A 20,999-nucleotide genomic window follows, 5' to 3' on the forward strand; every position below is an offset into this window, starting at 1 on the left:
CCAAACCGGATTCATCGCGCGGTCAACAACTTCCGCACCGAATCGGCCAGGTCTTCCTCCATCCAAGCCGGCAACTCGGCGTCGTTGGCGTGGCGGCGCACGACGGCATACGGGAGGTCGACGACCGCGCGCGACATGGCGTCCATCGTGCGCGCGTCGTCGTTGCCATAAATGCCCCGCGCCAGTTCGCGTAACCGCTCGATGAGTGGCGCGTTCATCGCCGTCAGCGTCGCGGTGAATTCTGCGTCCGGAGCGCCGTCGAGCAGATCACTGGGCCGGATGGTCAGCAGCAACCGCGCGTCCTCGGGGGTTTCGCGGGCGAAACCGACGGCGGCCACGCCCATCGCGACCGCCGCCTCGACCGGATCATCGGGCGTCGCCGCCATCGCCCGCGATTGAAACCGCTCCAGCGCCCGCAACCAGGCCGCGGTCAGCACACCGTTGCGGTTGCCGAACCGGTGATACAGGGTGCCCGCCGGAGCGCCGCTGACCTTGGCAATCGCTGCAACACTTGCAGCCCTGGGCCCTTCGGAGAGCACCAGGGCCCGCGTCGCATCCAAAATCGCGTCGGTTTCATGCTTCCGAGGAGGCGCCATGTTCTAGTACAGTCCTTCTATATGGAACGTTTACCCTATATCGATGAGCATGCCACAACAGTCGACGCCGACGCTGCCACGACATGGGCCGCCGTCCTTCGAGCAATGTGCGGCGGCCCGACCGAGCCGCGGCCTCCGATCGGGTTCGCGATCGGCGAGTGCACGCCGCGCCTGCGCCTGGTACTCAAGGGCCGTCATCCCTTCTCGATCTACGAGTGGGTGTTCGAACTGGACGACCTGGGCCCGCATCGCACCAGGGTGCGCTCACAAACCTGGGCCGCCTTCCCCGGCATCCACGGAAAGGTCTATCGCGCGCTGGTAATCGGTTCGGGCGGCCACAAGGTTGCGGTGCGCTACGCGCTCAAACGCATTGCCGGCCAACTCCGTCCGCGTCCGAACGTCCCGGCATGATCGCGAACTGGGGCGCCACGACGCATGAACGTGCCGCTCCGCTGCCGTGCGATGCCCTCGCCCCCGACGCCGCGGTCTGCGCGGACCGGGCGATCAGCATCTGTGCACCACCGTCGACCGTTTTCGGGTGGCTGTGCCAACTGCGCGCCGCGCCCTACAGCTACGACCTGCTCGACAATTTCGGCAGACGCAGCCCGCGCACCCGGGACCCGGAGCTCGCCCGCCTCACGGTGGGCCAACGCTTCATGCAGATCTTCACGCTGGACTCGTTCATCGAGGACGAGCACATCACCCTGCGATCCGGAACGGTCGCGGTCACGTATGCCACCCGACCCGAAGTCGGCGGCTCCCGATTGCACGTGCGGGTGCGCTTCGGCACGAACCGGATCCTCGGCTGGGCACTGGCACTGGGCGACGTGGTGATGATGCGTAAACAGCTGCTCACCCTGCGCGAGTTGGCCGAAGAGGAAGCCTCGGCGATTACATCTTGACGGTGGCTAGTTACGGTGGCATAGTCCAACTTGTCACTGACTAGATTCACGGGAGTCGAAATGGCCGACACCGCCTTACACACCGTTGAAACCGCCCGCGCCGGCGACCGGGAACGTGCGCAGACCGCGAACGACCTCGGACAGGCACTCACCCAGGGCTATCTGACGATGCCCGAGTACGAGGATCGACTGCAGTCGACGTTCCAGGCGCAGACCGCCGACCAACTGCGCCTGCTCGTCGCCGACCTCCCCGTCAACCGACTACGACGACGCGATCCCCGTCGTCACGCCGCGCAGCAGCGGGCCGCCCGGATGAGCGTCCGGATCCACCTCGCCGCCTACCTCGCCGGCGCCCTGCTGATGCTCGGCATCTGGCTTGCCGTCGGACTCGGCGGAGGCGGCTGGTACTTCTGGCCGGTCTGGCCGATCATGGGCTGGGGTATCGGCGTTGCGTCACATGCCATTCCGGTGTGGGCTCACGGTTCGATCAGTCCGGCGCGGATCGCGTAACGCGTCAGCGCAAGCCGGTCTCGCAGCCCGAGTTTGGCCAGGATGTTCGTCCGGTGCCGATCAACCGTCTTCGCGCTGATCGTCAGGGTCGCGGCGATCTCACGGGTCGAGTAGCCCTCGGCGATCAGTTTGAGGACCTCCTCCTCCCGAGGGGTGAGGATCGTGTCCGGCAGTTCCCCGCCCTGACGTGACCGGTGCAGATAGTCGCGGATCAGCGCCGTCACCGCGCCGGCGTACAGGAACGGCTCCCCTCTCATCGTCGCCCGGCAGGCCTCGAGCAGGTCGCGGTCGGCCACGGACTTCAACACGTAGCCCGATGCCCCGGCCTTGAGCGCCTCGAAGAAGTACTGCTCGTTGTCGTACATCGACAGGATCAGGATCCGCACGTTCGGATGCGTCCGGTTGATCTCCCGTGCGGCCTGCAATCCCGTCATCCGCGGCATCGCGATGTCGAGGATCGCCAGGTCCACCGGCGTCGTCCCGAGCGCGGTCACCGCCTCATGCCCGTCGGCGGCCTCGGCCACCACCTGCAGATCCGGCTCGGCGTCGATGATCATGCGCAGACCGCTACGGACCAGTGCGTGGTCGTCGGCGAGCAGGATGCGTGCGGACATCAGAGCGGGATCACCAGCCGCACCTCGGTGCCGCCGTCTGGCGGTGAGGTGATGGAGAGGTCGGCGTTCACCAGCAGGGCGCGCTCGCGCATGCCGTTGATGCCGGCACCTTCGTCATCCACGCCGCCACGGCCGTCGTCGGCGATCCGCAGCGTCAGGTCGGTTGCGCCGGTATGCAGGTCAAGCCACACCTTGCCGGCCTCGGCGTGCCGAGCCACATTCGTCAGGCTCTCCTGGGCGATTCGATAGCACACGAGCTCGACATCCGGTTTCAACCGACCTGATTGCGGCGCAATGTGTTTGACGACGGCGATCCCCGAGGCCTGACCGAAGTCGGTGCACAGCGCATTGAGCGCACTGTGCAACCCGAGATCCTCCAGCGCATCGGGACGCAGCCGCCGGGCGATTTCACGTACCTCGTCAAGGCTGGATCGCACGATCTCCTGAGCATCGGCCAGTTCGTCCTTGATCGACTCGGGCGCCCGGTCGACAACCCGCTTGAGCCGCAGCAGTGCAACCGTCAGGGTCTGACCGATCTCGTCGTGCAGTTCCCGTGCGATGCGTTGCCGCTCGTTCTCCTGGGCCGCCAGTGCCGACGCGCTGGCGGTGGTCCTTTCCGTCTCCAACCGGTCCAGCATCGCGTTGAACGACTCGATCAGGTGCTGCAGATCGCCGCTGCCACGGCCGTCGACACGATCGCTGCGCTTGGGCGGATCGACCCGCCGCATTGACGCGGCGAGCCGATCCAGTGGGGCAAGACTGGACCGCAACAACACGGCGTTGGCGGCCAGGATGATCACCAAACCCACGGCCAGGACCGGGATTTCGGTGACCTTGATGCGCGCCGACACCGAGGCCGGCGATACCGCCAAAATCAGTGTGCCCAGCGTGAAGATCAACCCGTTGATCAGGAACACCCGCCGGAACAACGCGGCCGCCGGGGTGCGCGCCGGTTTCACCCCACCAGCGTGACCCGAGACCAGCACTGTTGTCCATACAGGCAATTCCCCCCTCCGAATGGGTGTCAGCCCCGATGGTCCCCTACCACCGGGTCGCACACACTGGCAGCCACCGCCGAAGCCGAGCCGTCCCGAAGTGATCGGAGAACGAGGACGATGACACTGACGACGCATTGGAACAAGCTCATGCAGGCACATGAAATCGCAGCCCACCTACCCACCGTGCGGATCGACGACCCGGTATCGAAGGCCGTCCAGCTCATGGTGGTCAACCGGCTTCCCGGCCTGGTGGTGGTCGACGACGACGATCGCCCGGTGGCGGTGCTGCCCGGAACCCAGGTGCTGCGTCTGGCGATTCCCGAGTCCTACCAAGATGATCCGGCACTGGTCCGCACCGTCGACGAAATCCACGCCGACCTGTTCTGGCACGGCCCGGGAAAGCTCACCGTCGGTGACTGCCTGCCGGGCCCCGCCACCAAGCCGGCGACCGTGACACCCGACGCCACACTGTTGGAGATCGCCACCGTGATGGCCAACAAACGCAGCCCGCTGATCGCCGTCGTCGACCGCAGCGGACGGCTCACCGGAGCCGTCACTCTCGAACGGCTGTTGACCAGCCTCGCGGTCGCCGGGCCCGGCGACTGATCACCCGGGCCCATGCTGGCTCCGGTTCTGGCGCTGACGATCTTCGTCGTCGCCTTCTGGTTCATCGCCACCGAACGAGCCGACAAGGTCAAGACCGTCCTGGTGGCCGCCGGCCTGATGGCCCTGCTGGGCCTGATTCCCGGCGCGCAGGTGTTCTACTCCGAGCACCAGGGCATCGACTGGAACGTCATCTTCCTGCTGCTCGGGATGATGGTGATCGTCGGCGTCATCAAGCAGACCGGGCTGTTCGACTTCCTCGCGATCTGGGCGGCCAAGCGATCCCGCGGCAATCCGTTCCGGCTGATGGTCATGCTGATGGCGATCACCGCGTTCGCCTCGCCGGTGCTGGACAACGTGACCATCATCCTGTTGATCGCACCGGTGACCCTGGTGATCTGCGACCGACTGCGTATCGCGCCACAGCCCTATCTGATCGCCGAGGTGCTGGCCTCCAACATCGGCGGCGCCGCCACCCTGATCGGGGATCCGCCGAACATCATCATCGGCAGCCGTGCCGGACTGACCTTCAACGACTTCCTGATCCACATGGCGCCGGTCGTGGTCATCATCTTCGCGTTGTTCGTCCTGTTCACCCGGGTGCTGTTCCATCGAGACCTGCGCGCCGACCAGGTGCAGATCGACGAGGTGCTGGCCCTGCAGGAGCGGCGGGCGATCAAGGACAAGCGCCTACTGATCCGCTCTCTACTCGTACTCAACGTCGTGATCGTCGGGTTCGCGCTGCACTCGGTGTTGCATGTGGCGCCGTCGATCGTGGCGCTGCTGGGCGCCGGGGCGATGCTGCTGGTCACCGACATCGATGTGGCCGAGGTGCTACCCGAGGTCGAGTGGCCCACCCTGGTCTTCTTCATGGGACTGTTCGTCATGGTCGCCGGGTTGGTCCACACCGGTGTCATCGGTGCGCTCGGGTCGGTGGCCGAATCGGCATTCGGCGACAACTGGTTCGGGGCGGCCACGGCCCTGTTGTTCGGTTCGGCGATCGTCGGCGCCTTCGTCGACAACATTCCTTATACCGCGACGATGACGCCGGTGGTGGAGGACATGGTGGCCCAGGTTCCAGACGCACCCACCGGTGAGGCGCTGTGGTGGGCGTTCGCGCTCGGCGCCTGTTTCAGCGGCAACGGCACCGCCATCGCGGCCAGCGCCAACGTGGTGGCCATCGGCATCGCCAAGCGGGCCGGCCATCCGATCAGCTTCTGGCGGTTCACCCGTTACGGCCTGGTGGTCACCGCCCTCAGCACCGTGTTGGCCTGGGTGTACGTCTGGCTGCGGTACTTCTGATGGCGGTGCACAACCATTGCGTCACTCTCGCGGCAGGAAACGGCCCACGTAGAATGCCATTAATCAGTAGCAACCATCACTAGCAACCAATAGCCCAAAAGCCATAGCCACCTGATAGCTCTCCCTGCCGGTGCTGTTCGCGCAAGCGCTCATCGGTAGCCGACACCCCGACCCCAACCCGATCGGAGTGCCATGCTCGCCGTTCTGCTCGCCCACGCGGTCGCTACCGCGCTGGCGCCACTTCTGGTGGCCAAATGGGGGCGGCGAGCGTTCTATCCCCTGGCCTTGGTGCCGCTCGGCTCCCTGGCCTGGGTCGGCTTGAACTGGCCCAGCCACGATCGCGTCCCGACCGTGAGCATCCCGTGGGTGCACGAGCTGTCGATGGACATCACGCTGCGATTCGACTCGCTGGCCGCGATCATGAGCGTGCTGGTGCTCGCGATCGGCTCATTGGTGCTGTTCTACTGCGGCGAGTATTTCCACCACCACGACGGCAAGATCGAGAAGCGGCTGCCCAGCTTCGCCGCCGAGTTGGTCGCCTTCTCCGGATCGATGTTCGGTCTGGTGGTCAGCGACAACATGCTGGTGCTCTACATCTTCTGGGAAACCACCACGGTGCTGTCGTTCCTGCTGGTCGGGCACTACGCCGAGCGTGCGACCAGCCGACGCGCGGCCACCCAGGCGCTGCTGGTGACGACGTTCGGCGGGCTGGCGATGCTGGTCGGCATCATCGTGCTGGGCCACCTGTCAGGCACGTATCTGCTCTCGGAGTTGATCGCCTCTCCCCCGGGCGGAACGGCGGCCGCCATCGGCATTGCGCTGATCCTCGTCGGGGCGCTGTCCAAGTCGGCGATTGTGCCGATGCACTTCTGGCTGCCCGGCGCGATGGCCGCACCGACTCCGGTCAGCGCCTATCTGCACGCCGCGGCGATGGTCAAGGCCGGTGTGTATCTGGTGGCACGGATGGCGCCGGGCTTCGCCGAGACGCCGCTGTGGCGGCCGATGGTGATCGGCCTCGGGTTGCTCACGATGCTGCTGGCCGGCTGGCGGGCCGTCCGTGAATACGACCTCAAGTTGATTCTCGCGTTCGGCACGGTCAGCCAGCTCGGCCTGATCACCGTGATGGTGGGCGCCGGCGGCAGCGACATGATGCTGGCCGGGCTGGCCATGCTCTGTGCACACGCGATGTTCAAGGCCGGGCTGTTCATGGTGGTGGGCATCATCGACCACACCACCGGCACCCGCGACATCCGCCGCCTCGCGGGCTTGGGGCGTCAGTGCAAGCCGCTACTGATCGTCGCCGCGTGTGCGACCGCCAGCATGGCCGCGTTGCCGCCGTTCTTCGGGTTCGTCGCCAAGGAAGCCGACCTCGAGACGGTTCTGCACAGCCCGGCACTCGGCTCAGCGGCGCCGTGGGTGCTGGCCGGCATCGTCGTCGGCTCGGTGTTCACCACGATGTACAGCCTGCGCTTCATGTGGGGCGCGTTCTCCGACAAGGGACTTCCGAAGCCGAGCACCCGCGTCCTTGAAATGCACCGTCCCTCAATGACTTTCCTGGCCGGCCCGGCCGTCCTGGCTGCCGCCGGCCTGGGCTTCGGGTTGTGGCCGGCCGGGATGGACGCAGTGCTCGACGAATACGCCGACACCATGCCAGGCGGGTCGGGTTACCACCTGGCCCTGTGGCACGGCCTCGGGTTGCCGCTGTTGCTCTCGGTGGTGGTGCTTGCCGTCGGCACCGCGGTGTTCTTCGGGCGGAACCGTTTGCCCCGCACCCGGTTCGCCTATCGCCCGCTGGGTAACGCCGACCGCATGTACGACGCGGTGATTCGCGGTCTGGACATCGCCTCGGTGCGGTTGACGGGCGAGACTCAGCGCGGCTCGCTGCCGGCCACCCAGTCGGTGATCCTGTCGACGCTGGTGGTGCTGCCCATCGTGATGCTGGCGCTCGGAGCGCGGGATCGCCCGGATATCGCACTGTGGGATTCCCCGCTGCAGGTGGTGGTCGGGTTGCTGATGCTGGCCGCCGCCATCGGCGCGACCGTGATGCGTAACCGGCTGGCCGCGGTGCTGCTGGTCGGGGTGACCGGCTACGGCTGCGGTGCGATCTTCGCCTTCCACGGCGCACCTGACCTGGCATTGACCCAATTCCTGGTCGAGACACTGGTTTTGGTGATCTTCGTGCTGGTCCTCCGGATCCTGCCCCCCGAGGCCGACGCCACCAACATCAACCGCCACCGGCTGCCGCGCGCGGCGCTGGCACTGGCGGTGGGGGCCACGGTCACCACGCTGGCGGTATTCGCGATGGCCGCCCGCGACGGCGCCGGCGTCGCCGAGTTGATTCCCGACGCCGCCTATTACCGCGGGCACGGGGCCAACGCGGTCAACGTGTTGCTGGTCGACATCCGCGCCTGGGACACCTTGGGCGAGGTGATGGTGCTTCTGGTGGCCGCCACAGGTGTGGCGTCACTGGTGTTCCGGCATCGGCGATTCGGCGCCGCACCGCGGGTCAGCACGGCCGTCGGCCAGCCCGACATCGGTCCTGTCGGCGCGTACAGCCCGGCAGTCGGCGATGTCACCTGGCTACGCGGCAGCGAGCTGCGCGACCCTCGCCACCGTTCCCTGGTGCTGGAGGTCGCGACGCGCGTCATCTTCCCGCTCATCATGGTGCTCTCGGCGTACTTCTTCTTCGCCGGCCACAACACTCCCGGCGGTGGTTTCGCCGGCGGGTTGACCGCGGGCCTGGCGCTCGTGCTGCGGTACCTGGCCGGCGGCCGCTATGAGCTGGGCGAGACGCTGCCGCTCGACGCGGGCAAGATCCTGGGCACCGGGCTGGGCCTGTCGGCGGGGACGGCGGTCGCCTCGATCCTGTTGGGGGCGCCGGCGTTGTCTTCGGCGGTGCTGGAGTTCGACGTGCCGGTGCTGGGCTCGGTCAAGATGGTGACCGCGCTGTTCTTCGATTTGGGGGTGTATCTCATCGTCGTCGGTTTGGTGCTCGACATCCTGCGCAGCCTCGGCGCCCGCGTGGATACGGAGATCGCCCGATGACGACATTCCTGATCACGCTGATCATCATCGGCGGGCTCACCAGCACCGGGGTGTACCTGCTGCTCGAACGCAACCTGACCCGGATGCTGTTGGGGCTGTTGCTGATCGGCAACGCGGTCAACCTGTTGATCCTCACCGTCGGCGGCCGCGGGGGTAATCCGCCGATCCGGGGGCGCACCAGCAACGGCGCCACCACCGATGCCGATCCGCTGGCCCAGGGCATGATCCTCACCGCAATCGTCATCAGCATGGGGCTGGCGGCGTTCGTCCTGGCGCTGGCCTACCGCTCGTATCGACTCACCACGGTCGAAGAAGTCAGTAACGATCCGGAGGACACCCGCGTCTCCCAGCGGTCGAGTGCTGAGGAAGAAGAAGTCATTCCGGTGGCCGATCCCCACCGCGATACCGACGCGCCCGACGAACTCGATGCGCTGCCGGGATTCGAGGGGTCCAAGTGAGCGCCCAGGCCCTGATCCCCCTGCCGGTACTGATCCCGGCGCTGGCCGCGGCGGCCACGCTGGTGGCCGGGCGTCGTCCCCGGCTGCAAAGGGTCATCACCCAGTTCGCGCTGACGGCGGTGGTGGTGGTGTGCGCGGCACTGGTTTACCTGGCCGACCGCGACGGCACGCTGGTGCTACACGTCGGCGGGTGGGGGCAGAGCGTGCCGGGGATGGGGCCGTTGGGCATCACGCTGGTGGTGGACCGGCTTTCGGCGCTCATGCTCGTGGTGTCGGCCATCGTGTTGCTGGCCGTGGTCGCCTACGCCATCGGGCAGGGTATCCGCGACGGCGACGAACGCCAGCCGACGTCGATCTTCCTGCCCACCTATCTGGTGCTGTCGGCCGGTGTGTGCACCGCCTTCCTGGCCGGTGACCTGTTCAACCTGTTCGTCGGCTTCGAGGTGCTGCTGGCCGCGAGCTTCGTCCTGCTGACCATCGGCGCCAGTGAGGACCGGGTCCGGGCCGGCATCTCTTACGTGCTGGTCTCGATGGTGTCGTCGCTGATCTTCCTGATCGGCATCGCGCTGGTGTACGCGGCGACGGGAACACTCAACATGGCTGAGCTGGCGCTGCGCCTCGATGACATCTCGACGGGCACCCGCACCGCACTGTTCGCGGTATTGCTGGTGGCGTTCGGCATCAAGGCCGCGGTCTTTCCGCTGTCGACGTGGCTGCCCGACTCCTACCCCACCGCGCCCGCGCCGGTCACCGCGGTGTTCGCCGGTTTGCTGACGAAAGTCGGTGTGTACGCGATCATCCGGGCCCATTCGCTGCTGTTCCCCGGCGGCGAGCTGGACAACGTGCTGCTGGTGGCGGGCCTGCTCACCATGATCATCGGCATCCTCGGCGCGATCGCCCAGAGCGACATCAAACGGCTGCTGTCCTTCACCCTGGTGAGCCACATCGGCTACATGGTTTTCGGGGTCGCACTGGCCAACCAGCTCGGCATGTCCGGCGCGATCTACTACGTGGCCCACCACATCGTGGTGCAGACCACGCTGTTCCTGGTGGTCGGCCTGATCGAACGGCAGGCCGGGGCGTCGACGTTGCAGCGGCTGGGCGGGCTCGCCGCGGCCAGTCCGGTACTCGCGTTCGTCTTCGTGGTGCCCGCGCTCAACCTCGGTGGCATTCCGCCCTTCTCGGGTTTCATCGGCAAGGTTGCGCTGCTGGAAGCCGGTGCCGAGAACGGTTCGGTCCTGGCCTGGATCCTGGTCGCCGGGGGTGTGGTGACAAGCCTGCTCACGCTCTACGTGGTGGCCCGGGTGTGGACGAAGGCGTTCTGGCGGGCCCGCGCCGATGCGCCCGAAGGACATTTGGCCGGGGCAGCGCCGGCAGTGCTCCTCGATGACATCGAGGACATCGAGTTCGCCGATCGTGACAGTGTGGGACGCATGCCGGTGGGAATGCTGGCCCCGACGGGCGCTTTGATCGCGGTCGGGCTCGCGTTGACCGTGGCGGCCGGGCCGATCTTCTCCTACAGCGAGCGCGCCGCGGCCGAGGTCTTGGATCGTGGACAGTACATCTCTGCCGTGCTCGGGGGTGATCCGCGATGAGGTGGCTGCTGCTTCGGGCCTGGATCCTGTGCTGGCTGATGTTGGTCTGGGTGCTGTTGTGGGGCAGCCTCTCTGCGGCCAACATCATCGCGGGCCTGGCCGTCGCCGTGGTGATCACGGTTCTGCTCCCGCTGCCTGCCGTCCCGGTGGAGGGCCGGGTTCATCTGCTGTCGTTGGCGCGGTTGGCGGTTCAGGTGGCCGTCTGGCTGGTGATGTCCTCGTTCCAGATGGCATGGCTGGCCGTCAGGCCCGGGCCGCTGCCGGTCAATGCGGTGCTACGGGCGCATCTGGCGATCAAGTCGGATCTGGTTCTGGCCCTCGGGGTCAACATCGTGAACCTGACCCCGGGCACCATCGTGCTGGAGATCGATCAGGCCCGCCGGCTGATCTACGTACACGTCGTCGACGCCGGTTCCGACAAGGCGATCGAGCGGTTCCACAACCAGATCACCACCCTGGAGCGGCTTTTGGTGGCGGCTTTCGAGCGCGAGTCTGATTGGCGTCCCGTGGCCAACAAGGAGGGCGCCTGACATGAGTGTTCAGCGAGGAGCGATGGCGGATCGCGCATGAGTGTTCAGCGAGGAGCGAAGGCGGATCGCGCATGAGTACCGTCTGGACGATCGCCGCGGTCATGTTGACCGCCGCCGCGGCGATCACGATGTTTCGTCTCTTGGCCGGTCCGAGCACCTTGGATCGGCTGGTGGCGCTGGACACCCTGGTGGCCGTCACGCTGTGCGGTATCGGGACCTGGGCGGCCTACAGCCTGGACACCACGGTGACCTACAGCCTGACCGCGTTGGCGTTGATCAGCTTCGTCGGGTCGGTCAGCGTGGCGCGTTTCCGTGTGCCCGATACCGAGCCGCGGCGGAAGAGGGCGCCATGAACGTCCTCGACATCGTGACTGCGGTCTTGATTCTGGCCGGGTCGACGCTGGCCCTGACCGCCGCGATCGGCATTGTGCGGTTCGGCGACACCATGTCGCGGATGCATTCGGCGACCAAGCCTCAGGTGCTCGGGTTGCTGTTGGTGCTGGCCGGTGCCGCGATCCGTCTCCGCGGCCATGCCGATGTCGGCATGCTGATCCTGACCGGTTTGTTCACGCTGATCACCGCGCCGGTGATCGCCAACCGCGTTGGGCAACTGGCCTACCGCGAGCAGAGCAACCGGGAGAACCTGTTGACCCGAGACGAGATGGCCGAGTTCGAGGAGACTGGAAGCGATGGCCAGAACTAACGACGACAGCTGGGATATCACCGAGAGTGTGGGTGCGACCGCGCTCGGGGTGGCGATGGCTCGTGCCGACGAGACCACCGCGGACTCTCCGTTGTTCACCGACCCGTATGCACAGATGTTTCTCGACGCCGCGGCCACGCGGGGCTGGCGACCGCCAACCGGGGCGATGGCTCAACGGATCCGCGCCATCGGCAATTACGCCGCCTCGCGGACCAAGTGGTTCGACGAGTTCTTCGTCGCCTCAGGCGCAGCGGGTATCCGTCAGTCGGTGATCCTGGCGGCCGGTCTGGATGCCCGGGCCTGGCGGTTGCCCTGGATCCAGGAGAGCGTGGTGTTCGAGATCGACCAACCGCAGGTGCTGCAGTTCAAGGAGGAAGTCCTGGCGGCCCGCGGCGCGGTACCGAAGGCCCGGTATGTCGCGGTGCCCGTCGATCTGCGTCAGGATTGGCCGAAAGCCTTGCGGGATGCCGGTTTCGACGCCACCCAACCGACGGCCTGGTCAGTCGAGGGGCTACTGCCCTACCTGCCCGCCGAGGCGCAGGACCTGCTGTTCGAGCGCATCACCGAGCTGTCCGCACGGGACAGCCGGATAGGCGTCGAGTCGTTCAGTGCCGGGTTCTTCTCCGAGGACCATCTGGCGCGTCGCCGTGAGCTCATCGAGAAGATGCGCGCCGAGGCCGCCGAAGCGGGCGAGTCCGCCGAGGACATGCCCGATCCCGCACAGTTGTGGTTCATCGAGGACCGCCCCTATGTGCCCGAGTGGCTCAGTGAACACTGCTGGGACGTGGCGGCGCTGCCTGCCGACGATCTGATGGCGCGTTACCACCGGTCCCTGTCCGCTGACACCACCGAGGGCACCATGGCCACCGAATTCGTCGAGGGTGTTCTGACCGAGAAGAATTCTTGGTGACGGAGATCAGGCGGTCGCGTTCGTAACCTGGTGGCGGCCGAATCGCGAAATCTTCGCCCTCCGGTTACCAAACGCGGAGCATCACACCGCTGCAAAGAAATCCTGCAGTGCCTCGGCAACACGTTCGGGCACCATGGCGGTGGCGAAGTGGGACTGGTCGGGCCAAACGACTCGCTGCGCGTGGGGAAGCACCGCCGCCAAGCGCTCCATGCCCTCAGGAAGAGGCGGCCAACTTAAGCCGCCTTGCATCAGTAACACCGGCACAGTGATGGCCGCCCACCGTTCGACATCACGCCCGTCGTTGGCCATCGCTTCCAGATCTGCCCCCGCGGAGGTCGTCGCCACCCGGCCGGCCTCCTCACTTTCTGGCTCGAACGAAGCTTGCTCCACCAGTTCTGAAGGAACGCAGGCGACCTCGCGGGCGAAGAGCTCCACCGCGTCCGCATATCGGGTTTCGGAACACAGCCGTCGGTAGCGGTCCAGGACAGGCAACAGGTGCGCGCCGGACAGCAACAGCGGCGGCTCGAACAGCGCCAGCGATGCGATGTGATCGGTACCGGCCACCGCGGCGTGAAGGGCAACCGTCGCCCCGTAAGAACCACCGACGACGTGCGCCCCCGTTCCGGACGCGTCCGTCACCGACTTCAACACGCATCCCAGATCGGCGGCCTCCACTGCAAACCAGTTGGGCGACGAGCCAATTGCACTCGGCGGGTGGTTTCGCCGCGCATACCGCACGATCTGGAAACCGTTGAGGCGCCCGGCGACATCGGTCCAGGAATCCAGGCCACCGTTGGACCCGTGCACGAAGACCACCGGAGGTCCGGTTCCCGTCGTCTCCAATACCAGATCGGTGCCGTCCGCGGTTGTGAGCACAGAAGCCATTTCCCGAGTATTGCTCTGCTACTCCGAAAGCTGGAACTCCACCATCGCGGTGACCGAATCCACGGCCTCGCTGAGCACCTCGACGCGGGCCGCCTCCGACGGCGCGGCCAGCAGTGAATAGCGGTCGGCCTGCCCCATCGGCAGCCGAGTCGCCAAGGCGTACAAACGGTTCTCCGGGTCGACGCCGGCGGATTCGACGATCTCGCGGCTGCGGATCGGCGTGCCGCGCGCCTCGCCGATCCGGTCGAGCAAGGCGACCATCCGGTCTTCGACGTCAGCGATTCGGGCGGCATCGGCCGGGCCGTCCGGTTCGTCGGGCCACAGTTCGATCTCGGCGCGTGGGTACGGATCGTCGTCGAGCCAGCGCTGCACGCGAATTCGTTCACCCATCACACACAGCAACCGGTACTTGCCGACACCGAACTCCTGGCAGTCCACGATCTTGGCCAGTGCGCCGACCTCGCATCGACGGTCACCCCCGCCCACCTCGCGCCCGGCGGAGATCAGCACCACCCCGAAAGACGGCTCCGAGGAGGCCATACAGTCGCCCACCAGCGCCACATAGCGCGGTTCGAAGATCCGCAGCGGCAGTTCCTGGCCGGGCAGCATCGCCACTTCGAGAGGAAACATCGGTGAGACCGTCATGGGGCCAGGATCGTCTTCGCCTCCGATTTGGTCAATGCGCACGAGCCGGTAACCTCGGATGATGCCACCGTCAGCGGAGCTTGCGACTACCCGCACGCTGCTGTCCGATCCGGGCTACACCGACCTCGACGCGGTCGACCGCCAACTGATCGAACTGCTGCAGGCCGACGGCCGCATTCCCTACGCCGAGCTGGGTCGCCGTGCGGATATCACGGAAAAGACTGCGCGCCGCCGTGTTTCGCGGTTGTTGAGCGAGGGATACATCTCCATCGCCGCCATCACGGATCCAGCTGTCCTCGGATTCCACGCGCTGGGCCTGGCCCTGCTGACCGTCGACGGATCCCGCACCCCGGTCGAGCTCGCCGCGGAGCTCGCCCACCTGCCCGAGGCCGATTACGTGACGGCGGTGACGGGGCCGTACGGCGTGGTGCTCGAGTTGGTCTGCACGGACGCCCGCGAACTTCACGATGTGGCGTTCGGCCGGATCGCGACACTGCCGGGCGTGGGCTCGGTGGAGCTGCTCCCCTATCTGCGGCTGCACTATCAGCAGGCCCGGTTGTCGGGTGCGCTGGCCGACGGAGCGGTGCGCCCGCGCCCACTCGACGACATCGACCGGGCGATCCTCACCCGCCTCGCCGTCGACGGCCGGGCCGCGTTCCGCGACTTCGCTTCGGCCCTCGGCTTGTCCGAGACCACCATCCGATCCCGCTACAGCCGGATCGTGGAGACGGGCGCGGCTCGGGTGATGTGCATCGCCAACCCGCTGCGCCTCGGTTACCGCCACAGCAGCTGGGTCGCGATCCGCACCGATGGCCGGGCCGGCGCGCAGAAGGTGGCCGAGGCGCTGACGCGGGTGGACGCGGTCTCCTACGTGGCGCTGACCGCCGGCCGCTGGGACGTCCTGGCGGAGGTGCTGACCACCCGCGGCGAGGATCTGCTCGACGCGCTCGACGAGCGCATCCGTGGACTGGACGGGGTCACCGCGATGCAGGCCTGGCCTTATATCTCAGTGCACTACAAGGCAATTCATCCCAGGGACGTCGGCGATCTCAGCCCGGCACCTTTTTGTTGATCGCGTCGACCACGGTCGAGTCCCGATCGGCCAGCACGCACATGGCTCCGATGAACGAGGTCCAGATGTACGGATTCTTCTTCATTCCCGCATAGCCGTTCTTCACCAGTAGCTCGACCATGCCGAGCTGGGTGGCCTCGTCCATCGAGGAATACTCCCGGCAGGTGGTCGACATCCCGTTCGGTGGCGGGGTCCTGGTCCCGCCACTGGTTCCGGGGGACGGGAAAGCCGGAGTCGACGGTGCTGCCGTAGTGCTGGGTCGGCGCTTGGTGGTCGTCGGCGTGGAGATCCCGGTCTGATCGGGATCGGCCATCGGTGCGCCGACGGTGACTGTGCTGCAGCCCGAGAGGGCGAAGCCCGCCACGATAATCCCCACCACGATCCGCTGCCGCATAGCGTTCATCCTTAGAGTTGGAGTTCACCGACCAGGGCGTCTACCACTTCGCGCAGGTCGCCGTCATTCTCCTCGGCCACGCGGCGCTGTCGTTGATACGAGCCGCCGCCGTGGTAGATGTCGGTGACCGAGGCCAGCTCGTCAGCGCACCCCAGTGACTTGGCGACCGGCTCAAGGTGATTCAGCAGTTCGTCGAGGTCTTCGGTGACCAGCCGCTCATTGCTGTCGGCATCCAGGATGATCACCGCATCGAGCCCGTAGCGGGCAGCGCGCCATTTGTTCTCCTGGACATGCCACGGCGGCATGGTCGGCAACTGCTCGCCCGCGTCGAGCCTGCGGTCCAGATCCACGATGAGGCAATGGGTCAGCGCAACCAGCGCACCGAGTTCCCGCACATTGGACACCCCGTCGAAGATCCGCACCTCGATCGTGCCGAGGTGCGGTGACGGCCTGATGTCCCAACGGATCTCGTTGAGGTGGTCGATGATGCCGGTCTTCTTCTGATCGTGGACGAATCCCTCGAACTCCGACCAGGTCTGGAACTGGAATGGCAGCCCGGCGGTGGGCAGCTGCTGGAACATCATCGCCCGGTTGCTGGCGTACCCGGTGTCCTCGCCTTCCCAGAACGGGGACGACGCCGAGAGCGCCAGCAGATGCGGGTACTGATTGAGCAGCGAGGAGATGATGGGCATCACCTTGTGCGCCGAGGAGATCCCGACGTGCACGTGCACTCCCCAGATCGTCATCTGCCGGCCCCACCACTGGGTGCGCTTGATCAGCTCGGCATACCGCGGCGCGTCGGTCAGCTGTTGCGCCGACCATCTTGCGAACGGGTGAGTGCCCGCGCAGAACAGCTCCATGCCGCGGTCGTGCACGATCTTGCGCACGGAGCCAAGGGTGCCGCGCAGGTCATCCATCGCCTCACCGGTGTTCTCACAGATTCCGGTGACGATCTCGATGGTGTTGCGCAGCAGCTCCTTGTGCACGTGCGGGCTCTCGCCGACCTCGGCGATCACCTCGGCAGCGCCGTTGCTCAGATCACGGGTGTCGGCGTCGACGAGAGCGAACTCCCACTCGACGCCGACGGTTGGCCGGGGCGACCCGGCGAAATCGATGCGGCTGTCAGCCTGCGCCGATAACACCGCACGCCACCCGAGAGCCGGCGTCGCCGGTGGCCAAGGTCGCCTGATCGGGGCCGGGTGCGCCGCCGATGACCTGCTGGTACTTCTCCGGCGGGATGTTGGCGAAGTTGTCGGCCTTCTCGTGGATGATGATGGCCGTCTTGGCGCCGGCCTGCAGATCCTGTGCGGTGAAGGCGTCGGTGGTGGTCACCAGCTTGCCTGAGCCGTCGGCGCGGATCTGCAGCGAGCTCAGGTCACCGCTGGAGGGGTGACCGCTGTGCCCGGACACCTGGAAGTGGCCGCCGGCCGAGTTGAAGTCGCCGGGTGCGCCGCCGGTGGGGGCCACCGAGTTGGCCTCGCACTTGCCGACGGAGTGGATGTGCAGGCCGTGGAATCCGGGAGCCAGCTTGCCCGGGGCGGTCGTCTCGACGGTCACGGTGGCGAAGCCGTCGGCGAACTGGAAGTCGGCGGTTGCCACGGACGTGCCGTCGGCGGTCTTGAGCTCCGCGGTCAGGGTCTCGCCGCCGCTGGTGGCCGGTGCACCGTGTCCGCTGCCGTGCTCACCGGGAGCGGCCGAGGGGGACGGCGATCCGGTCCAGATTGCCGGGGTGGTCCCGGGCGTGTCGGACGGGACCTGACCGGGAGGGCTGCAGGCGCTCAGTGCGACGACAGGGGCGGCGAACAGGACGGCAACACCGACGGACTTAAGCATGGTCCAAAGCCTAGCCGGTGACTACCACGATCACGCCCGGTGGTTGCGCGACAAGTTCGGGGCGTCGGGGTTCGACGGGCGCATGCAACACCTTGCCCGCATTTTCGGCTGCTTCCTTCTCATCGGGAGTCTCACCGAAGAACACCGTGGTGCCGGCAACACCTTCCAGTGTCAGGTTGCCGGTCTCGGTGACATTCCAGTGCGCCTCACGCAACTGATTGGCCGCGGTTTCGGCCGCGCCAGGAACGTCGGAGATGTTGTACACGCGCACGTCGGCCTTGACGTCGGGTGCGGGCGCGGCCTTTGCCGATGTCTTTGTGGTGGTCGTCGCGGTCGTGGTGGCCACGGACGACGATTGATCCGCTGAGTCGTCGTCGGAGCCGAGCGCCTGGAAACCGACCAGCAGGAACACGACCCCGAGGAACAACAGCACCATCACCATGGCGCGCAGGGGCAGCCCGGAGGAGTCTCGCTGATTCATCGCCACCACTGTATCGAGCGAACCGCCCGATCCCTCATTGCGTGACCTTTAGGTAGTGATATCGAAGCCGAGTCGCCGCGCGGCGCGCGCCTTCTGACGGCTTGCCCGCAGCCGCCGCAACCGCTTGACCAGCATCGGGTCGGCGGCCAGCGCCTCGGGGCGGTCCACCAGCGCGTTGAGCACCTGGTAGTACCGGGTAGCCGACATCGAGAAGAGCTCTTTGATCGCGTCTTCCTTGCTGCCGGCGTACTTCCACCATTGGCGTTCGAAGGCCAAAATATCGTGCTCGCGCCGGGTGAGCCCGTCGCTCAGGTCAGAGTCGTCCCCGGATTGCTCAGCCCGCGCCATGGCGCCGTCCATATTGCTCCCTGGACCCTTCCGACACTTGAGAAATAACATCGCTGTGGTTCGGCGATTATTCAACCACGGCTTGCTGGCTTGAGCTGACACATAAACCCGCGAGTCGGGTGAGAAGGATTGCCACCTTAAGCTTCCCCCATGGCTGTCGCACCGATTTGCATCGTCGGGGATCCCGTTCTGCACACACCGACCGAGCCGGTGCCGGTCGGCCCGGACGGCTCGCTGCCCGCAGATCTACCCGAACTCATCCAGACCATGTTCGACACCATGGACGCCGCGAACGGGGTTGGCTTGGCCGCCAACCAGATCGGTGTGGCCAAGCGGTTGTTCGTCTACGACTGCGCTCCGACCCGCGGTCAGGTCACGCGGCGCCGCGGGGTCGTCATCAACCCGGTGCTGGAGACCTCCGACGTTCCCGAGACGATGCCCGACCCCGACGATGACGAGGAAGGCTGCCTGTCCGTGCCGGGCGAGAATTTCCCGACCGGCCGGGCCGACTGGGCACGGGTCACGGGCCTGGATGCCGACGGTTCGCCGATCACTCTCGAGGGCACCGACTTGTTTGCCCGGATGCTGCAGCACGAGACCGGGCATCTCGACGGATTCCTCTACATCGACCGCCTCGTGGGCCGCTACGCGCGGGCTGCCAAGAAGACCGTCAAGCGCAACGGATGGGGTGTTCCCGGCCTGTCCTGGATGCCCGGCGAGGTCCCTGACCCGTTCGGGCACTGATGCCGGCATTACCCGCACTCGGGTCGCGGGTCAGCCTTCGGTACCGGCTGCCCGCCGGGTCGGCCAAGCCGCTCACCGACGTCATCGGGCACCTGGAACAACTGGAGCCGACGGTGCTGATCCGCACCAAGGACGGCGAGCTCGTCGACGTCGCGCCGGCAGACATCGTCAGCGTGCGCGAGCTGTCGCACGCCCCGGTTCGGGCCTCGGAGATCCGCGCGCTCGAACATGCGGCGGCGCTGGCCTGGCCGGGCGTCGAGCAGCAATGGTTGGGCGGTTGGCTGCTGCGCGCCGGGCACGGAGTCACCAGCCGCGCGAATTCGGCGATCCCGTTGGACATGTCGGCCCAGATCGCCGATCTCGCCGCGGTGCGCGACTGGTACCGCGAACGTGGCCTGCCGGCCTGGCTGGCCCTGCCCGAGCGACTCCTGCCGATTCGCACCCCGGGCATCAAGCCGGCCCGGGTCATGGTGCGTGAGCTGCCCGCCCCTCCCCCTTCCTCCCCGAATGTCACGCCGGCGCAACCCTCGCCGTCGAGCGTCACGCTGGCGCAGCAACCGGACGCGGAGTGGCTGCGGCTCTACGAACGCGACGTCCCCGTGGACGTGCTGACGGCCGTGGTCGACGGGCAGCTGGTTTTCGCAACGGTCCCCGATTGCGCGGTGGGCCGCGGGGCGGTGACACCGACTCCGGACGGGACGCCCTGGCTGGGCATCTCGTCGGTCCGGGTCTCCCCGGCGCGGCGCGGGCAGGGCCACGCCCGGTCGGTGTGTGAGGCGCTGGCAACCTGGGGTGCCCAGGCAGGCGCCCGCCAGGCCTACGTCCAGGTGGAGGTCGACAACCACGCGGCAATCGCGCTGTACACCTCGCTGGGTTTTCGGCTGCACCACCAAACCCGGTACGTCGCGGCTGACGACGTCCTCGGCTGACGCTGACCCGAACCCTCTACCCTCTTACTTCATGCGCCTGGCCACGTGGAACGTCAATTCGATCCGTACCCGAGTGGACCGCGTGGTCGACTGGCTGGAGCGCGCTGACGTCGACGTGCTGGCCATGCAGGAAACCAAGTGCACCGACGCACAGTTCCCGATGATGCCGTTCGCGGCGTTGGGCTACGAGGTGGCCCACGTCGGGCTCAACCAGTGGAACGGCGTCGCGATCGCCTCACGGGTGGGTCTGGACGACGTCGAGGTGGGATTCACGGGTCAACCGACCTGGAGCAGCAAGCCTGAGGAAGAGGCCACGTCCGAGGCTCGCGCCCTTGGCGCGACGTGCGGCGGGGTGCGGGTGTGGAGCCTCTATGTGCCCAACGGCCGCACCTTGGCCGATCCGCACTACGCCTACAAACTGGATTGGCTTGCCGCCCTGCGGGATACCGCCGCCAGCTGGTTGAAGGAGGATCCGGAGCAGCCCATCGCACTGGTCGGTGACTGGAACATCGCCCCAAAGGACGAGGACGTCTGGGACATGGCCGTCTTTGACGGCCGCACCCATGTGTCCGAGCCCGAGCGGGCCGCCTTCCAGGCCATGCATGACGCCCAATTCACCGATGTGGTGCGACCTTTCACCGAAGGGCCGGGGATCTACACCTACTGGGACTACACCCAGCTGGCGTTCCAGAAGCGCCGCGGCATGCGCATCGACTTCATCCTCGGCTCGCCCGGTCTGGCGTCGCGGGTCACCGGCGCCGAGATCGCGAAGGACGAACGCCGCCCCAAGAAGGGCACCACCGCGCCCAGCGACCATGCCCCGGTCGTGGTCGAGCTCGGCTGACCCCCGGTCGACTCTGCGGCCAGGGCGAGAAAGTGCGAGTGGGCCACGCCCCGGGCGC

General features: G+C 66.9%; 26 protein-coding genes. 16 read left to right on the forward strand and 10 right to left on the reverse strand.

The genetic code is table 11. The annotated features are described in order from the left end of the window. Window positions 1-11: 11 nt before the first annotated feature. Window positions 12-596, reverse strand: a complete 585-nt coding sequence (locus AC4ELS_RS13495) for a TetR/AcrR family transcriptional regulator (protein ID WP_499047714.1) — start codon at window positions 594-596, stop codon at window positions 12-14. A gap of 21 nt (window positions 597-617) precedes the next feature. Between AC4ELS_RS13495 and AC4ELS_RS13500 the strand changes: the two genes are divergently transcribed. Genes AC4ELS_RS13500 through AC4ELS_RS13510 form a run of 3 tightly spaced genes read left to right on the forward strand, consistent with a single transcriptional unit; the run spans window position 618 to window position 2,008 of the window. Next, entirely contained in the window at window positions 618-1,007 is a 390-nt protein-coding gene (locus AC4ELS_RS13500; RefSeq protein WP_499047716.1) for a hypothetical protein, read from the forward strand. Then, entirely contained in the window at window positions 1,004-1,498 is a 495-nt protein-coding gene (locus AC4ELS_RS13505) for a hypothetical protein (RefSeq protein ID WP_499047718.1), read from the forward strand. Before AC4ELS_RS13500 ends, AC4ELS_RS13505 begins: the two co-directional genes overlap by 4 nt. 60 nt (window positions 1,499-1,558) lie before the next feature. Then, entirely contained in the window at window positions 1,559-2,008 is a 450-nt protein-coding gene (locus AC4ELS_RS13510; protein WP_499047720.1) for a DUF1707 domain-containing protein, read from the forward strand. Here AC4ELS_RS13510 and AC4ELS_RS13515 read toward each other — a convergent pair. Both AC4ELS_RS13515 and AC4ELS_RS13520 read right to left on the reverse strand, forming a co-directional pair. After that, window positions 1,975-2,622: a response regulator gene (locus tag AC4ELS_RS13515; RefSeq protein WP_055110531.1), complete on the reverse strand. Its 648-nt coding sequence runs from the start codon at window positions 2,620-2,622 to the stop codon at window positions 1,975-1,977. The genes AC4ELS_RS13510 and AC4ELS_RS13515 overlap by 34 nt on opposite strands. Beyond that, a complete protein-coding gene (locus AC4ELS_RS13520; RefSeq protein WP_064880610.1) occupies window positions 2,622-3,581 on the reverse strand; it encodes a sensor histidine kinase in 960 nt (319 codons plus the stop codon). The genes AC4ELS_RS13515 and AC4ELS_RS13520 overlap by 1 nt, the downstream gene beginning before the upstream one ends. A 156-nt stretch (window positions 3,582-3,737) precedes the next feature. Here AC4ELS_RS13520 and AC4ELS_RS13525 point away from each other — a divergent pair, with 156 nt between their 5' ends. The 9 genes from AC4ELS_RS13525 (at window position 3,738) to AC4ELS_RS13565 (ending at window position 12,766) form a co-directional block, all read left to right on the forward strand. After that, the gene (locus AC4ELS_RS13525) at window positions 3,738-4,226 is read left to right on the forward strand and encodes a CBS domain-containing protein (RefSeq protein WP_499047723.1); all 489 of its coding nucleotides are present in this window, start codon (window positions 3,738-3,740) and stop codon (window positions 4,224-4,226) included. 12 nt (window positions 4,227-4,238) lie between these two features. Beyond that, entirely contained in the window at window positions 4,239-5,525 is a 1,287-nt protein-coding gene (locus tag AC4ELS_RS13530; protein ID WP_499047725.1) for an ArsB/NhaD family transporter, read from the forward strand. Window positions 5,526-5,717: 192 nt separating this feature from the next. Further along, window positions 5,718-8,570, forward strand: a complete 2,853-nt coding sequence (locus AC4ELS_RS13535; protein ID WP_064880606.1) for a Na+/H+ antiporter subunit A — start codon at window positions 5,718-5,720, stop codon at window positions 8,568-8,570. After that, a complete protein-coding gene (locus tag AC4ELS_RS13540) occupies window positions 8,567-9,028 on the forward strand; it encodes a Na(+)/H(+) antiporter subunit C (protein ID WP_064957139.1) in 462 nt (153 codons plus the stop codon). Before AC4ELS_RS13535 ends, AC4ELS_RS13540 begins: the two co-directional genes overlap by 4 nt. Then, window positions 9,025-10,623 carry a Na+/H+ antiporter subunit D gene (locus tag AC4ELS_RS13545; protein ID WP_064957140.1) on the forward strand — a complete coding sequence of 533 codons (1,599 nt, stop codon included), beginning with the start codon at window positions 9,025-9,027 and terminating at the stop codon, window positions 10,621-10,623. The genes AC4ELS_RS13540 and AC4ELS_RS13545 overlap by 4 nt, the downstream gene beginning before the upstream one ends. Next, window positions 10,620-11,153: a Na+/H+ antiporter subunit E gene (locus AC4ELS_RS13550; protein ID WP_448443910.1), complete on the forward strand. Its 534-nt coding sequence runs from the start codon at window positions 10,620-10,622 to the stop codon at window positions 11,151-11,153. The genes AC4ELS_RS13545 and AC4ELS_RS13550 overlap by 4 nt, the downstream gene beginning before the upstream one ends. A gap of 71 nt (window positions 11,154-11,224) precedes the next feature. Continuing rightward, on the forward strand, window positions 11,225-11,506 hold the full coding sequence (locus tag AC4ELS_RS13555) for a monovalent cation/H+ antiporter complex subunit F (RefSeq protein WP_064880600.1): 282 nt from the start codon (window positions 11,225-11,227) through the stop codon (window positions 11,504-11,506). Beyond that, window positions 11,503-11,856: a monovalent cation/H(+) antiporter subunit G gene (locus AC4ELS_RS13560; protein ID WP_448443913.1), complete on the forward strand. Its 354-nt coding sequence runs from the start codon at window positions 11,503-11,505 to the stop codon at window positions 11,854-11,856. Before AC4ELS_RS13555 ends, AC4ELS_RS13560 begins: the two co-directional genes overlap by 4 nt. Then, window positions 11,843-12,766 carry an SAM-dependent methyltransferase gene (locus AC4ELS_RS13565; protein ID WP_498886003.1) on the forward strand — a complete coding sequence of 308 codons (924 nt, stop codon included), beginning with the start codon at window positions 11,843-11,845 and terminating at the stop codon, window positions 12,764-12,766. The genes AC4ELS_RS13560 and AC4ELS_RS13565 overlap by 14 nt, the downstream gene beginning before the upstream one ends. An 81-nt stretch (window positions 12,767-12,847) precedes the next feature. Here AC4ELS_RS13565 and AC4ELS_RS13570 read toward each other — a convergent pair whose 3' ends face one another. Then, window positions 12,848-13,651: an alpha/beta fold hydrolase gene (locus tag AC4ELS_RS13570; protein WP_499047727.1), complete on the reverse strand. Its 804-nt coding sequence runs from the start codon at window positions 13,649-13,651 to the stop codon at window positions 12,848-12,850. Window positions 13,652-13,669: 18 nt separating this feature from the next. Further along, the gene (locus tag AC4ELS_RS13575; RefSeq protein ID WP_448443919.1) at window positions 13,670-14,296 is read right to left on the reverse strand and encodes an LON peptidase substrate-binding domain-containing protein; all 627 of its coding nucleotides are present in this window, start codon (window positions 14,294-14,296) and stop codon (window positions 13,670-13,672) included. Between the two features lie 61 nt (window positions 14,297-14,357). Between AC4ELS_RS13575 and AC4ELS_RS13580 the strand changes: the two genes are divergently transcribed. Next, window positions 14,358-15,368 (forward strand): Lrp/AsnC family transcriptional regulator, encoded by a 1,011-nt coding sequence (locus tag AC4ELS_RS13580; protein WP_498886007.1) that lies wholly within the window; start codon window positions 14,358-14,360, stop codon window positions 15,366-15,368. Here the strand turns inward: AC4ELS_RS13580 and AC4ELS_RS13585 are convergent. The 5 genes from AC4ELS_RS13585 to napA are packed head-to-tail and all read right to left on the reverse strand — an operon-like array spanning window position 15,346 to window position 18,436. Continuing rightward, window positions 15,346-15,762, reverse strand: coding sequence for a hypothetical protein (locus tag AC4ELS_RS13585; RefSeq protein WP_498886008.1), 417 nt, complete (start codon window positions 15,760-15,762; stop codon window positions 15,346-15,348). The genes AC4ELS_RS13580 and AC4ELS_RS13585 overlap by 23 nt on opposite strands. An 11-nt stretch (window positions 15,763-15,773) precedes the next feature. Further along, entirely contained in the window at window positions 15,774-16,904 is a 1,131-nt protein-coding gene (locus AC4ELS_RS13590; RefSeq protein ID WP_498886010.1) for a glutamate--cysteine ligase, read from the reverse strand. Beyond that, the gene (sodC, locus tag AC4ELS_RS13595; RefSeq protein WP_064957146.1) at window positions 16,885-17,595 is read right to left on the reverse strand and encodes a superoxide dismutase[Cu-Zn]; all 711 of its coding nucleotides are present in this window, start codon (window positions 17,593-17,595) and stop codon (window positions 16,885-16,887) included. The genes AC4ELS_RS13590 and sodC overlap by 20 nt, the downstream gene beginning before the upstream one ends. A 10-nt stretch (window positions 17,596-17,605) precedes the next feature. Continuing rightward, a complete protein-coding gene (locus AC4ELS_RS13600) occupies window positions 17,606-18,076 on the reverse strand; it encodes a LytR C-terminal domain-containing protein (protein ID WP_207549043.1) in 471 nt (156 codons plus the stop codon). A gap of 48 nt (window positions 18,077-18,124) precedes the next feature. Continuing rightward, window positions 18,125-18,436: a nucleoid-associated protein NapA gene (gene napA, locus AC4ELS_RS13605; protein WP_054601151.1), complete on the reverse strand. Its 312-nt coding sequence runs from the start codon at window positions 18,434-18,436 to the stop codon at window positions 18,125-18,127. 138 nt (window positions 18,437-18,574) lie between these two features. Here napA and AC4ELS_RS13610 point away from each other — a divergent pair, with 138 nt between their 5' ends. The 3 genes from AC4ELS_RS13610 to AC4ELS_RS13620 are packed head-to-tail and all read left to right on the forward strand — an operon-like array spanning window position 18,575 to window position 20,941. Next, window positions 18,575-19,168, forward strand: coding sequence for a peptide deformylase (locus AC4ELS_RS13610; RefSeq protein ID WP_064880584.1), 594 nt, complete (start codon window positions 18,575-18,577; stop codon window positions 19,166-19,168). Beyond that, on the forward strand, window positions 19,168-20,097 hold the full coding sequence (locus AC4ELS_RS13615; RefSeq protein WP_499047729.1) for an N-acetylglutamate synthase, CG3035 family: 930 nt from the start codon (window positions 19,168-19,170) through the stop codon (window positions 20,095-20,097). Before AC4ELS_RS13610 ends, AC4ELS_RS13615 begins: the two co-directional genes overlap by 1 nt. A gap of 31 nt (window positions 20,098-20,128) precedes the next feature. Next, window positions 20,129-20,941 carry an exodeoxyribonuclease III gene (locus AC4ELS_RS13620; RefSeq protein ID WP_499047731.1) on the forward strand — a complete coding sequence of 271 codons (813 nt, stop codon included), beginning with the start codon at window positions 20,129-20,131 and terminating at the stop codon, window positions 20,939-20,941. The last annotated feature ends 58 nt before the right edge of the window (window positions 20,942-20,999 follow it).

The organism is Mycobacterium shunyiense (assembly GCF_058270035.1).

What these genes read in the sequence shown, in the direction of transcription:
- AC4ELS_RS13495 (WP_499047714.1), bottom strand. Translation starts at nt 596, where the DNA reads ATGGCGCCTCCTCGGAAGCATGAAACCGACGCGATTTTGGATGCGACG.
- AC4ELS_RS13500 (WP_499047716.1), top strand. Translation starts at nt 618, where the DNA reads ATGGAACGTTTACCCTATATCGATGAGCATGCCACAACAGTCGACGCC.
- AC4ELS_RS13505 (WP_499047718.1), top strand. Translation starts at nt 1,004, where the DNA reads ATGATCGCGAACTGGGGCGCCACGACGCATGAACGTGCCGCTCCGCTG.
- AC4ELS_RS13510 (WP_499047720.1), top strand. Translation starts at nt 1,559, where the DNA reads ATGGCCGACACCGCCTTACACACCGTTGAAACCGCCCGCGCCGGCGAC.
- AC4ELS_RS13515 (WP_055110531.1), bottom strand. Translation starts at nt 2,622, where the DNA reads ATGTCCGCACGCATCCTGCTCGCCGACGACCACGCACTGGTCCGTAGC.
- AC4ELS_RS13525 (WP_499047723.1), top strand. Translation starts at nt 3,738, where the DNA reads ATGACACTGACGACGCATTGGAACAAGCTCATGCAGGCACATGAAATC.
- AC4ELS_RS13530 (WP_499047725.1), top strand. Translation starts at nt 4,239, where the DNA reads ATGCTGGCTCCGGTTCTGGCGCTGACGATCTTCGTCGTCGCCTTCTGG.
- AC4ELS_RS13535 (WP_064880606.1), top strand. Translation starts at nt 5,718, where the DNA reads ATGCTCGCCGTTCTGCTCGCCCACGCGGTCGCTACCGCGCTGGCGCCA.
- AC4ELS_RS13540 (WP_064957139.1), top strand. Translation starts at nt 8,567, where the DNA reads ATGACGACATTCCTGATCACGCTGATCATCATCGGCGGGCTCACCAGC.
- AC4ELS_RS13550 (WP_448443910.1), top strand. Translation starts at nt 10,620, where the DNA reads ATGAGGTGGCTGCTGCTTCGGGCCTGGATCCTGTGCTGGCTGATGTTG.
- AC4ELS_RS13555 (WP_064880600.1), top strand. Translation starts at nt 11,225, where the DNA reads ATGAGTACCGTCTGGACGATCGCCGCGGTCATGTTGACCGCCGCCGCG.
- AC4ELS_RS13560 (WP_448443913.1), top strand. Translation starts at nt 11,503, where the DNA reads ATGAACGTCCTCGACATCGTGACTGCGGTCTTGATTCTGGCCGGGTCG.
- AC4ELS_RS13565 (WP_498886003.1), top strand. Translation starts at nt 11,843, where the DNA reads ATGGCCAGAACTAACGACGACAGCTGGGATATCACCGAGAGTGTGGGT.
- AC4ELS_RS13570 (WP_499047727.1), bottom strand. Translation starts at nt 13,651, where the DNA reads ATGGCTTCTGTGCTCACAACCGCGGACGGCACCGATCTGGTATTGGAG.
- AC4ELS_RS13575 (WP_448443919.1), bottom strand. Translation starts at nt 14,296, where the DNA reads ATGACGGTCTCACCGATGTTTCCTCTCGAAGTGGCGATGCTGCCCGGC.
- AC4ELS_RS13580 (WP_498886007.1), top strand. Translation starts at nt 14,358, where the DNA reads ATGCCACCGTCAGCGGAGCTTGCGACTACCCGCACGCTGCTGTCCGAT.
- AC4ELS_RS13585 (WP_498886008.1), bottom strand. Translation starts at nt 15,762, where the DNA reads ATGCGGCAGCGGATCGTGGTGGGGATTATCGTGGCGGGCTTCGCCCTC.
- sodC (WP_064957146.1), bottom strand. Translation starts at nt 17,595, where the DNA reads ATGCTTAAGTCCGTCGGTGTTGCCGTCCTGTTCGCCGCCCCTGTCGTC.
- AC4ELS_RS13600 (WP_207549043.1), bottom strand. Translation starts at nt 18,076, where the DNA reads ATGAATCAGCGAGACTCCTCCGGGCTGCCCCTGCGCGCCATGGTGATG.
- napA (WP_054601151.1), bottom strand. Translation starts at nt 18,436, where the DNA reads ATGGACGGCGCCATGGCGCGGGCTGAGCAATCCGGGGACGACTCTGAC.
- AC4ELS_RS13610 (WP_064880584.1), top strand. Translation starts at nt 18,575, where the DNA reads ATGGCTGTCGCACCGATTTGCATCGTCGGGGATCCCGTTCTGCACACA.
- AC4ELS_RS13615 (WP_499047729.1), top strand. Translation starts at nt 19,168, where the DNA reads ATGCCGGCATTACCCGCACTCGGGTCGCGGGTCAGCCTTCGGTACCGG.
- AC4ELS_RS13620 (WP_499047731.1), top strand. Translation starts at nt 20,129, where the DNA reads ATGCGCCTGGCCACGTGGAACGTCAATTCGATCCGTACCCGAGTGGAC.